General features: G+C 66.2%; 10 protein-coding genes. 4 read left to right on the top strand and 6 right to left on the bottom strand.

Annotation, left to right across the window (positions count from 1 at the left end):
• The first annotated feature begins 17 nt into the window (after positions 1 to 17).
• The gene (locus ACFDTC_RS06820) at positions 18 to 1,607 is read left to right on the top strand and encodes a divergent polysaccharide deacetylase family protein (RefSeq protein WP_375258128.1); all 1,590 of its coding nucleotides are present in this window, start codon (positions 18 to 20) and stop codon (positions 1,605 to 1,607) included.
• Between the two features lie 3 nt (positions 1,608 to 1,610).
• On the opposite strand, the gene ACFDTC_RS06815 is transcribed toward ACFDTC_RS06820, so the two are convergent.
• The 3 genes from ACFDTC_RS06815 to ACFDTC_RS06805 form a co-directional block, all read right to left on the bottom strand.
• Positions 1,611 to 2,273, bottom strand: a complete 663-nt coding sequence (locus ACFDTC_RS06815; protein WP_375258127.1) for a DUF1638 domain-containing protein — start codon at positions 2,271 to 2,273, stop codon at positions 1,611 to 1,613.
• Positions 2,254 to 2,427: a hypothetical protein gene (locus ACFDTC_RS06810; protein ID WP_375258126.1), complete on the bottom strand. Its 174-nt coding sequence runs from the start codon at positions 2,425 to 2,427 to the stop codon at positions 2,254 to 2,256. The genes ACFDTC_RS06815 and ACFDTC_RS06810 overlap by 20 nt, the downstream gene beginning before the upstream one ends.
• 128 nt (positions 2,428 to 2,555) lie before the next feature.
• Positions 2,556 to 3,257: a corrinoid protein gene (locus ACFDTC_RS06805; RefSeq protein WP_375258125.1), complete on the bottom strand. Its 702-nt coding sequence runs from the start codon at positions 3,255 to 3,257 to the stop codon at positions 2,556 to 2,558.
• Between the two features lie 235 nt (positions 3,258 to 3,492).
• On the opposite strand from ACFDTC_RS06805, the gene ACFDTC_RS06800 reads away from it, so the two are divergent.
• Positions 3,493 to 4,557: a PA0069 family radical SAM protein gene (locus tag ACFDTC_RS06800; RefSeq protein ID WP_375258143.1), complete on the top strand. Its 1,065-nt coding sequence runs from the start codon at positions 3,493 to 3,495 to the stop codon at positions 4,555 to 4,557.
• 16 nt (positions 4,558 to 4,573) lie between these two features.
• On the opposite strand, the gene bmt is transcribed toward ACFDTC_RS06800, so the two are convergent.
• Positions 4,574 to 5,593 carry a betaine--homocysteine S-methyltransferase gene (gene bmt / locus ACFDTC_RS06795; RefSeq protein WP_375258124.1) on the bottom strand — a complete coding sequence of 340 codons (1,020 nt, stop codon included), beginning with the start codon at positions 5,591 to 5,593 and terminating at the stop codon, positions 4,574 to 4,576.
• Positions 5,594 to 5,733: 140 nt separating this feature from the next.
• Positions 5,734 to 7,293 (bottom strand): glutamine-hydrolyzing GMP synthase, encoded by a 1,560-nt coding sequence (gene guaA / locus ACFDTC_RS06790; RefSeq protein WP_375258142.1) that lies wholly within the window; start codon positions 7,291 to 7,293, stop codon positions 5,734 to 5,736.
• 168 nt (positions 7,294 to 7,461) lie between these two features.
• Between guaA and ACFDTC_RS06785 the strand changes: the two genes are divergently transcribed.
• The gene (locus ACFDTC_RS06785; protein ID WP_375258123.1) at positions 7,462 to 9,012 is read left to right on the top strand and encodes a trimethylamine methyltransferase family protein; all 1,551 of its coding nucleotides are present in this window, start codon (positions 7,462 to 7,464) and stop codon (positions 9,010 to 9,012) included.
• A 19-nt stretch (positions 9,013 to 9,031) separates the two neighbouring features.
• Here the strand turns inward: ACFDTC_RS06785 and ACFDTC_RS06780 are convergent, their stop codons facing one another.
• A complete protein-coding gene (locus ACFDTC_RS06780; protein ID WP_375258122.1) occupies positions 9,032 to 9,328 on the bottom strand; it encodes a DUF6477 family protein in 297 nt (98 codons plus the stop codon).
• A 234-nt stretch (positions 9,329 to 9,562) separates the two neighbouring features.
• Here ACFDTC_RS06780 and ACFDTC_RS06775 point away from each other — a divergent pair, with 234 nt between their 5' ends.
• Complete coding sequence (locus ACFDTC_RS06775; RefSeq protein WP_375258121.1) at positions 9,563 to 10,681, top strand: DUF6456 domain-containing protein; 1,119 nt, start codon at positions 9,563 to 9,565, stop codon at positions 10,679 to 10,681.
• Positions 10,682 to 10,880: the final 199 nt, after the last annotated feature.

The following is a 10,880-nucleotide window of genomic DNA, read 5'->3' as shown; positions in this document are numbered from 1 at the left end:
ACCGGAACGGGGGCAGAATGGTACGCGGTTTCATCGCAGGCGTGATCGGAGGGAGCGTCGTCGTGGCGCTCGTGGCGGGCGCGGCGTCGCTGATCGTGGGCCTGCCTGGCAGCACGCGGCTGCCGGTGCCGGATCGGGCAGGCGAAAGCTCGGTACAATCCAAGACGCCCGATGAAGGTACGATCTCCGGGGGTGTCGACATCGCGGTTGAGGACGAGCCCGAAAGTGCTGTCGCGGATGGAGCCGCCGGAAACTCCGCTGTGACCTCATCGGAATCCGAAAGCGAAGCAATTGGCGATGACGTGCCAAAGCCTGATGCGGCCGAAGGTGCAGCCGACGACGCGAACACTTCAACGCCCACTGCCGATCAGCCTGGTCGCCTGCCACAGCCTGACGACGGCGCCCCGCCGCCCGATGCGTCGAGCCAGGCTCTGCCGGAGGCCGAGACGCGCGAGCGTCCGGCATCGGTCGAATCACAACCGCCAGCTACGCCCGAGGCCGACACCGCGCCGTCTGCCCTGCCGCAAGCGCTGGCGGACACGCCAATACTGCCGGCCATCAACGCAGAGACCGAAGACGGTCCCGAACGGTCGCTAGGCCAGGCCCAGACCCCGGGTTCGAACCCGGTCCAGCCGAACGAGACGCCCGCACAACCACCAGCCCTACCTGTGCCGACCATCGAGAGCCCGCTGGCGGTGCAGCCTGAAACAGAACCGCCCTTACAGAACAGGGAGGTCTCGCCCGACGGCGCGGAGGACAACTCACCAGGGCAAATCGAAATTATCGAGGACGAAGACGCAGCTCCGGCGGTGGCCGACAGGCCATCCATCGGAGAGCCCGCCACCGTCTTGGCCGATCGGAGTCAAAGTGCTTCCGCCTCGCGGCTTCCGCGGATCGACGACGGTGAGGCCGATGTCGCAGCGGTGGTCTCGCCGCTGGTGAGCAATGCCGCCGAGGCAGAGGTCGCGGACGAGATGCCGCTGATGGCGGTGCTGCTGATCGACGACGGGCGCGGGCCGCTGGGGCCCGACGCGTTGCAGGCCTTTCCCTTCCCGGTCAGTTTCGCCATCGACCCCTCGCATCCGAACGCGGCACGGGCGGCCCAGGCCTATCGCGACCTCGGGTTCGAGGTGCTGGCACTGGCGGATCTGCCCGACGGCGCGTCGCCCCAGGATGTCGAGGTGACGCTGGCAGGCGCGCTCGATGCGGTGCCGCAGGCGGTTGCCATTCTCGAGGCGCCGGATGGCGGTCTGCAAGCAGGCAACGATCTCGCCGAACAGGTGGCGAGCTTCCTGTCGGCAAGCGGGCATGGCCTCGTCAGCACGCCCAACGGTTTGAATACGGCGCAGCAGATCGCCGCGCGCGATGGGGTGCCTTCGACGACTCTGTTTCGCGATTTCGACGGAGAGGGACAGGATGCGCGCGTGATCCGCCGCTTCCTCGACCAAGGCGCGTTCCGGGCGCGGCAGGAAGGCGCCACAGTCATGCTGGGTCGCCTGCGCGCCGATACAATCTCCGCATTGGTCCTGTGGGGGCTGCAGGATCGGGCACAATCTGTCGCCCTTGTCCCGATCTCGGTCGTGCTTCGGGAAACCCAGGACGACTGACCCTCAGGTCGACGCGCTCCAACGCTCCAGCGTGTCGGCAAGATCGCCGTACCCGGTGAGACGGCGTTGGAAGTTCAGGCCCATACGGCGCGCATGATCCGCGGCCTTCTCCGTCAGCGTGTCATCCTCGGTCTGCGCTAGGTAGACGAGCGTGTCGTAGTTGCCGAAATATGCATCGCGCAACTCGGGGTGCCGGTCCAGCCCCAGCGGCCGCCAAACGAAGGCGTCGAACTGGCGGACCAGAAAGTCGGTCAGGTAGAAGGCCGTCATTTCGTCGCGGTGGGCAAATGTATCAAGCCCTTCGAAGAATGCGTAACAATGGGGGCCGCGCATCATGGTGACGCCCAACTCGCGGCAGACCCGCTCGAGCGTGCCACCGGTTCCGCAATCCGCGTAGACGACGCAGATCGAGTCGTAGCGCTCACGGTTTTCGCTCACGACGCGCGTCACCGCGTTAGGGATTCGATCCGGGTGGTTGTGCAGGATCGCGGGCAGGCAGGCGAGGTCGAGGTGATCCCAGCCGTTCATGCGCTTCAGGTCGACGATCTCGCGCGCCAGCGCTCCGCAGGCGATCAGCAACACGCGTCCGGCTCCGGTGGGCGCCAAGCCTTGTGCGCTCAGCGCCGCATCGTCGGGAAAGCCCTCGTCAGGGATGGCTGTCGTCATGACCGATGGGCGCCATCGCCCAGCGGGCCGCCAGAGCGAGGCACAGCAACACCGTCACGACCGCCGCAACACCCCATGCCGAGAGGGCCCAAACGGTCAGGGCCAACGCCGCGAGGACGCCAAGGATCAGAAGCGCGATAGATGTAACAGGCATGCGACCCTCCTTCCAACCTCAATATGGGTCAGATTCGGGTAAAGAAAAAGGTTCGGTAGCGCGAACGTCCCGGCAGGCCGGCAAATTTTCGTGTACCGATACCCTGGATCGGCGGCGCGTTGCGGCTCTCAGCCGGCGCTCATCCTGTTATGCTTGCGCGCCATCAGCGTCTTGGCCGTTTCCACCGCCACGGCCGCGTCGCGGCAATAGGCGTCCGCCCCGATCGCCTTGCCGAATTCCTCGTTCAGCGGAGCGCCGCCCACGAGAACGATATAGTCGTCGCGGATGCCCTGTTCGACCATCGTGTCGATCACCACCTTCATGTAGGGCATGGTCGTGGTCAGTAGCGCGGACATGCCGACGATGTCGGCCTCTTCGGCGCGGGCGGTGTCGAGGTAGTTCTCGACCGGGTTGTTGATGCCGAGGTCGACGACCTCGAACCCGGCGCCTTCCATCATCATCGACACGAGGTTCTTGCCGATGTCGTGGATGTCGCCCTTGACCGTTCCGATTACCATTTTGCCCATCTTGGGCGCTCCGGTCTCGACCAGCAGCGGCTTCAGGATCGCCATGCCGCCCTTCATCGCGTTTGCGGCCAGCAGCACCTCGGGGACGAAGAGGATACCGTCGCGGAAGTCGTTGCCGACGATGGTCATGCCGCCGACGAGTGCCTTGGTCAGGATATCGTAAGGCTCCCAGCCGCGCTCGAGCAGGATGTTCACCGCTTCCTCGATCTCGGGCTTGAGGCCGTCGTAGAGGTCGTCGAACATCTGCTGGACAAGCTCGTCGTCGTCGAGTTCGGAGAGGATCAGGTCGTCTTCTTCGGCCATTGGTTGCATCCTTTCGGGTCACGCGCGGTGCGCGCCTGTGCTTCAGCGACGTTTGTGCGTTTCACGCGCCGGTCAGTTGGCGGATTGCGACATGCGCGAGGGGCGGACCGACCTTTGTCGGCTTGAAATGCCGCGCATTGCAAATGTTCTTATTCCGTTCCATTGTCGCGTCATGAGCGAGACAGCCGAAACCCCGGATCCGGATCATTCCGAAAGCGCGGGCCCGAACGCGTCGATAGACCCTGCGCGCCGCAAGGGACGCGGTGCCGCCACCAGGCATGCCGGGCGCTACGAACGCCTGCGCCCGGTCGCCGAACCAGACGGCTGGGACCTCCACGAGGACCTGCCGCCCCTGCGCACCGAAGTATCGGTCGAGCGTCCTCGCTCGGTCATCAACTACGTGCGCTCGCCGGATTTGCCCTTCGACCGGACCCTGAACCCGTACCGGGGCTGCGAGCATGGCTGCATATATTGCTTCGCGCGGCCGACGCATGCCTGGCTTGGCCTGTCGCCGGGGCTGGATTTCGAGACCCGCCTGATCGCCCGCCCGGACGCGCCGGCGGTGCTGGAGGCCGAACTGCGCCGACCCGGCTACCGCGTGGCGCCGATCGCGATTGGTACAAATACCGATCCGTATCAACCTATCGAACGCGACCGGGGCGTCATGCGCGTGTGCCTGGAGGTGCTGCGCGATTTCCGGCATCCCGTGGCGGTCGTGACGAAGGGTGCGCTGGTCGAGCGTGACATCGACATCCTGGCCGATATGGCGCGGCAGGGTTTGGCTCGTGTCGGCATCTCGGTGACGACGCTGGACGCGGACCTCTCGCGCCGGATGGAGCCGCGGGCGCCACGGCCCGAGCGACGTCTGGCGGCGATCAGGGCCCTGACCGCGGCCGGTGTCCCGGTGCGGCTGATGATCTCGCCGGTCGTGCCCGCCCTGACGGACCCCGAGATCGAGCGAATCCTCGAGGCGGGCCACGAGGCCGGGGCCGATGCCGCGAGCTGGATCATGCTGCGCCTGCCGCTCGAAGTCTCTCAGCTGTGGCAGGACTGGCTGGTGGAACACTACCCCGACCGCGCGGCGCGGATCATGGGTCACCTGCGTGCCATGCACGGCGGCAAGGATTATTCTCCGCAATGGCACCGGCGGATGCGCGGAGAAGGCGCCTACGCGCAGTTGATCGGGCAGCGCTTCGACCGGGCGGTGCGGGCGCTGGGGATGGATCGCACGACCGCGCCGCTTCGGTGCGACCTTTTCAAGCCGCCGCTCCGTGCAGGGGATCAGATGACGTTGTTCTGACATGGCGAAAGCCGCGTCAGGCCCGCCGCCGCCCGCGCCGGACCCGCCGGGGCGAGCCGTCATCGTCGGCCCCGGTGCCGTCGCTCGGCGACGAGTAGCCGCCTAGGACCTCGGCGATGTGGTCGAGCGTCGGCCGCGCACGGGGCGTATGGCTTTCGAGTGCCGCGCGCATGGCGCGCAGATGCTCGGGCATCGTGCCGCAGCATCCGCCGATGATGCGCGCGCCCGAGTCGCGGGCAAGGCGCGCGTACTCCGCCATCAGGTCCGGCGTGCCATCGTAGTGAATGTGGCCGTCCTCGAAGCGTGGAATGCCCGCGTTGCCTTTCGCGATGATCGGCCGCTCGGTGCCCTGCGCTGCAAAGCCGAGCACGGTGCGCAGCAGGTCGGACGCGCCGACGCCGCAATTCGCGCCAAAGGCGGCCGGCGGGTTCGGCAGGCTCTCGACCATCGCGACCATGTCGGACGAGGTGAGGCCCATCATCGTGCGACCGGCGGTGTCGAAGCTCATGGTGCCGCACCAGGGCATGTCGACGTTGGCGAAAGCTTCGGCCGCGGCCTTGAATTCCTCGGGCGCCGAGATCGTCTCGACCCACAGCACGTCTGCGCCGCCTTCCTTGAGGCCGGCGGCGGTTTCCTCGAACATCTGCACGGCAGTCTCGTGCTTGAGCGTGCCGGCCGCGCCCATGATCTCTCCGGTCGGGCCGACCGAGCCGGCGACGATCACGGGCCGTCCGGCCGCATCGGCGATCTCGCGGCCGATCTCGGCGGCGAGGCGGGACAGTTCATGCGCGCGATGCGCGGAATCGTGCAGCTTTAGGCGCGACGCGTTGGCGCCGAACGAGTTCGTGAGGAACAGGTCCGATCCGGCCTCGACCGCGCCGCGATACAGCGCGCGGATCTTGTCGGGCTCCGTCTCGTTCCAGAATTCCGGTGCGTCGCCCGACATGAGGCCCATGTTGAACAGGTTCGTCCCCGTCGCCCCGTCGGCCATGAGCCAGTCTCGGCTGGCGAGCGCCTTGGTCAGTGCGTCGGTCATCGGTGGCCTCTCCTGGATGTCGGCGCAGGTGTTTCACACGCGGTTCTGGCAAGCAAATTCATAATCCGCATGAAGGTCATGAGGCGCGGGCAATGTTCGCGACTTTCAGGACCGGCCGCTTCAGCGAGCTGGCCCGTCGATCATTCCCATTCGATCGTCCCCGGCGGCTTGCTGGTGATGTCGTAGGTCACGCGGTTGATGCCCCGGACCTCGTTGATGATCCGCGTGGCGGTTTCGCCGAGGAAGTCGTGGCTGAACGGATAGTAGTCCGCCGTCATTCCGTCGACGCTGGTCACGGCACGCAAGGCGCAGGCGAAGTCGTAGGTGCGACCGTCGCCCATGACGCCCACTGTACGTACAGGAAGGATTGCGACGAAGGCCTGCCAGATGTCGTCGTAGAGGCCGTGCTTGCGGATCTGGTCGATGTAGACCGCGTCGGCCTTGCGCAGAATCTCGAGCTTCTCGCGCGTGATCTCGCCTGGACAACGGATGGCGAGACCCGGCCCGGGAAAGGGATGACGGCCGATAAAGCTGTCGGGCAGACCCAGCTCGCGTCCCAGAGCGCGAACCTCGTCCTTGAACAGCGCGCGCAGCGGTTCCACCAGCTTCAGGCCCATCTTGTCGGGCAGGCCGCCGACGTTGTGATGCGACTTGATCGTGACGCTGGGGCCGCCGGAAAACGATACGCTTTCGATGACGTCCGGGTACAATGTGCCCTGAGCGAGGAATTGTGCCCCTTCGATTGTATCAGCGTGTTTCTGGAACACGTCGATGAACAGGCGGCCGATCGTCTTGCGTTTTTCCTCGGGGTCGGAAACGCCCTCGAGCGCGCCGAGGAACAATTCGCTCTCGTCGGCGTGGATCAGCGGGATATTGTAATGATCCCGGAACATCCGCGTGACTTCTTCGGTTTCGTTCAGCCTGAGCAGGCCATGGTCGACGAAAACGCAGGTCAGCTGATCGCCGATCGCTTCGTGGATCAGGACCGCGGCGACCGAGCTGTCGACGCCTCCCGACAAACCGCAGATGACCTTCGCATCGCCTACGGTCTCGCGGATTTGCGCAATCGCCTCGTCCCGGTAGCTGGCCATGGTCCAGTCGCCGGTGAAACCCGCTAGCCGGACGAAATTCTCGTACAATTTTGCCCCGCGCGGGGTGTGATGCACCTCGGGGTGGAATTGTACCGCATAAAAATGCCGCGTCGGATCGGCTGTGATCGCGAAAGGCGCGCCGGGCGAGGTGCCGTAGACCGCGAAGCCGGGCGCCAGTTCCGCCACGTGGTCGCCATGGCTCATCCAGACCTGTTCGGCGCCGTCCGAGAACCAGCCGCTCAGCAGGTCGAGATTGGCGGCCGGCGTGACCCAGGCTCGGCCGAATTCCGACGTGCCCTCGCCCGAGACGACGCGACCGCCGAGCTGGGTCATCATCACCTGTTGCCCGTAGCAGATGCCCAGGATCGGCACACCGTAGTCGAACACGCCGTCCGGGGCGCGCGGGCTTCCGTCGCGCGTGACGCTGTCCGGGCCGCCCGAGAAGATGATCGCCTTGGGCGCGATGCGCTCGATCTCCTCCATGGTCACGGCCTGGTACGGCATGATCTGCGAGAAGACGTTCAGCTCGCGCAGGCGGCGCGCGATCAGCTGCGTCACCTGGCTGCCGAAGTCGATGATGAGAAGGGTGTCGTGGCGCATATCGGTCATGCCTTCCTGTAGGCACGGCTCTTGAAAATGGCAACGGTCCGAATGACACGCGGCGCTTATGTCGGTTTTGCCACGCAGGTGCCGGAAAAGATCGACGTCCATTGTGCTGACGGGGATAGAACGACTCGAAAGGGCGCAAGGGGCGTCCGTGACTTTGGGGATGACGGCATGGCAGACGCGGCAACCGCACGCAGACGGACGCGTGGAACCGGCGGCGGCGCCGCGCGACGTGCCGAGCGCACCGCCGTGTCGGTCGAAAGCGCGCGCTTCATCGAGCGGAGGATCCCCGACTTCGACATTCTCGACGACGAGGCGCTGAGCCTGATCGAACACGGCGCAGAGACGATCCTGCAGGAGATCGGCGTCAACTTCGTCAACAATCCCGCCGCGCTGCAGCTGTGGCGCGATGCCGGGGCGGACGTCAGCGGCGAACGTGTGCGCATGCCCCGCGGCCTCGCGCGGGCGCTCATCGCGACCGCGCCATCCCGGTTCACCCAGGTCGCCCGCAACCCCGAGCGCAACGTCGAGATCGGCGGCCGGTCGCTGGTGCTGGCCCCGGTCTACGGCCCGCCGTTCGTGCACGACATGAACGGCGGGCGCCGTTACGCTACGATCGAGGATTTCCGCAACTTCGTGCGCCTGGGCTACATGTCGAAGTGGCTGCACCATTCCGGCGGCACCGTGTGCGAACCGACCGACATCCCGGTCAACAAGCGCCATCTCGACATGCTGCTGGCGCACATGACGCTGTCGGACAAGCCCTTCATGGGGTCGGTCACCGAACCCAGCCGCGCCCGAGACAGCGTCGAGATGTGCGAGATCCTGTTCGGCCGCGACTTCGTGGCCGAGAACACGGTGATGACGTCGCTGATCAACATCAACTCGCCGCTCACCTTCGACGACACGATGATGGGCGCGCTCGAGGTCTACGCCGCGGCGAACCAGGCGTGCATCGTGTCGCCCTTCGTCGTCGGCGGCGCGATGGCGCCGGTTTCGGTGGCGGGTACGCTCACGCAGGTGCTGGCCGAGGTGATGGCCGGCATCGCCTATTCGCAGTTGGTGCGCCCCGGCGCCCCGGTCATCTTCGGCGCCTTCGTGACTTCGATCGACATGAACTCGGGCGCGCCCACCTTCGGAACGCCCGAGGCCGCGCAAATCACCTATGGCGCGGGGCAGCTCGCGCGGCGGCTGGGCCTGCCGTACCGCTCGGCGGGCGCCTTCACCGGGTCGAAGCTGCCGGACGCGCAGGCCGCGTACGAGACGTCAAACAGCCTCAACATGGGGCTGCTTTCGGGCGTGAACTTCATGTTGCACGCCTGCGGCTGGCTGGAGGGCGGGCTGGTCTCGAGCTTCGAGAAGTTCGTGATGGACGCGGACCAGCTCGGCGCGTTGCACAAGCTGGCCCAGGGCATCGAGGTGACCGAGGAGAGCATGGCGCTGGATGCCGTGCGCGAGGTCGGGCCGGGTGGCCACTACCTCGGCTGCGCGCACACCCAAGCGCATTTCAAGACCGCCTTCTGGCGGTCCGATCTGCTGGATTACAAGCCCTTCGAGGCTTGGGCCGAGGACGGCATGCGCGACACGCTCACCCTGGCGAACGCGCGGGTGCGCAAGTTGCTGGACCAGTACCGCCAGCCGGCGCTGGACCCGGCCATCAACGATGCATTGAACGATTACGTCGCGCGCAAGAAAGCCGCCGCACCGGACGCGTTCAGCTGAAAAAGCGTCCTCGGACCGATCAGGGGCTTGGGCGCGGTGCCGAGCGAAGCAGCCTGGCTTCGCCCATCATCGCGCTCAGGACCTCGACGTGGCGGCTGACCGAATAGCCGGCGTCGCCGGCGCGGCGCTTGTCGTCCAGATCGCCCTCGATCCCAAGCAGCTGCATCAGCGCCTCGCCTGACCGGGGCAGGTTCCCGTAGCCGAGGATGCGATGCAGATGCGGGTCGCGCTGGTATTCCTGCGCACCGATGCGCGCGGCGCGGATCAGCAGGCGGGGCCTGCGTAGATCGGAAACCAGGCTCAGGATGTCTTTCATGGTGGCGCCCTCGTGCTATGCGATTCTGTTGCTGACATTGGCACGAGCAGGGCGGGCGTTGCGCACCGGCTCGGACGACCGTGCGCCAACTTCATCCATGTTTATGAAAGTCAGCCAAGTCTTGTACTTGCGCCCGGAAATTAACGTCCAAGTAACGGGCACACGTTTAGGTTGCGACTCGGCGTTTGTGGATAAGTCTGTGCACAAACGGCCGGAATCCTGGGGAAACGTGACATGATCGAGGTTAACGCAAAGGGGGCGACGGGAAGACTTCCAGGCTGGGTACCGCAAGCGGCGCGCGTCTATATCGCGCACACGGAAAACGGACGTCCGATCCGCGAACTGGCACGGGAGGCGGGCTGCCACGCTTCGACCGTTCTGCGCCAGGTTCGCCGGATCGAGACGCGCCGGGACGATCCGCTTGTCGATGCTGCATTGCGACGCCTCGGCGCGCCGCGCGGCAGGACGGTAGCCACTGACCCAGCCAAGGACCATGACGCCATGACGGCCATGTGCAATCTTCCCGAAACGCCCGATGAATCCACACTGGCGCGCGAAGCGCGTCGGGTGCTGCGCCGGCTGTGCGAAAGCGGCGCCGTGCTGGCCGTCGCGGCCGAAATGGACAAGGCGGTGGTCGTCCGCGACACGGGGGACGGAGGCAACACGCGCACCGCCGTCGTCGAGGCCGCGGTCGCGCAGGCCATGGCGCTGAAAGACTGGATCGCGTGTGAGAATCCGGGCCGGATCTCGCGCTACCGGGTGACGGCGGCGGGGCGCGCCGCGCTGAGCCAGCTGATCGCCGACCAGGAGAACCGCCTGCGCGGATTCTCGGAGGCGCAGGCGGGCTTCGAAACCGGAGCCGAGGCCGAGGCGGCTTTGGACGAGATCGACCGCGACCCGCGGGCCCGCAAGGGTCGGTATCTGCTGGCGGAAAGCCCGCTGACCGCGCTGTCGCGCCGGCGCGACAAGGGAGGCGAGGCCTTTCTGAGCGACGCGCTCGTCGCGGCGGGCGAACGTCTGCGCGAGGATTTCGAACTGGCGCAGATGGGGCAGCGCAGCGTGCAGAACTGGGACGATTTCGTGACCGGCGCGCCGCAGGCGGGCTCCGGCGCCAAGACCGGCACCGGATCGGACGCTGCACATGCGCGGTTGGCCGCCGCTCTGCGCGATCTCGGTCCGGGTCTAGGCGACGTGGCGCTGCGCTGCTGCTGCTACCTCGAGGGGCTGGAGACGACCGAAAAGCGGTTGGGCTGGTCCGCGCGGTCGGGAAAGATCGTGTTGCGGATCGCGTTGCAGCGCCTCCGTCTGCACTACGACGAAGCGGCCCGTCACGGCGGCGACTTGATCGGTTGAGCCGAGGGCCTTCAGCCATCCGCGCAGCACATGCCCGTGTTGCGCGGATGGCTGGCCATCGACGTCGGAAGACGCCAAACCCTTAATACAAGACGAAATCTTAAATGGGCGGAAAAAGCTCCGCCCGTCGGGCGCGATCACTTTGCACGCCGCCAAGGCTGGAAAAGCCGCACAAAATTGCATATCCCCAAGACAATGA

The sequence above is a fragment of the Citreimonas sp. genome (genome assembly GCF_042096055.1).
Classification (GTDB): domain Bacteria; phylum Pseudomonadota; class Alphaproteobacteria; order Rhodobacterales; family Rhodobacteraceae; genus Citreimonas.
Note: the sequence above shows the minus strand (reverse complement) of the source record. Positions and strands in the feature narration are given on the sequence as shown.

Coding starts and splice junctions, on each gene's coding strand:
- bmt (WP_375258124.1), bottom strand. CDS start 5,593: ATGACCGACGCACTGACCAAGGCGCTCGCCAGCCGAGACTGGCTCATG.
- ACFDTC_RS06785 (WP_375258123.1), top strand. CDS start 7,462: ATGGCAGACGCGGCAACCGCACGCAGACGGACGCGTGGAACCGGCGGC.
- ACFDTC_RS06820 (WP_375258128.1), top strand. CDS start 18: ATGGTACGCGGTTTCATCGCAGGCGTGATCGGAGGGAGCGTCGTCGTG.
- guaA (WP_375258142.1), bottom strand. CDS start 7,293: ATGACCGATATGCGCCACGACACCCTTCTCATCATCGACTTCGGCAGC.
- ACFDTC_RS06810 (WP_375258126.1), bottom strand. CDS start 2,427: ATGCCTGTTACATCTATCGCGCTTCTGATCCTTGGCGTCCTCGCGGCG.
- ACFDTC_RS06780 (WP_375258122.1), bottom strand. CDS start 9,328: ATGAAAGACATCCTGAGCCTGGTTTCCGATCTACGCAGGCCCCGCCTG.
- ACFDTC_RS06815 (WP_375258127.1), bottom strand. CDS start 2,273: ATGACGACAGCCATCCCTGACGAGGGCTTTCCCGACGATGCGGCGCTG.
- ACFDTC_RS06775 (WP_375258121.1), top strand. CDS start 9,563: ATGATCGAGGTTAACGCAAAGGGGGCGACGGGAAGACTTCCAGGCTGG.
- ACFDTC_RS06805 (WP_375258125.1), bottom strand. CDS start 3,257: ATGGCCGAAGAAGACGACCTGATCCTCTCCGAACTCGACGACGACGAG.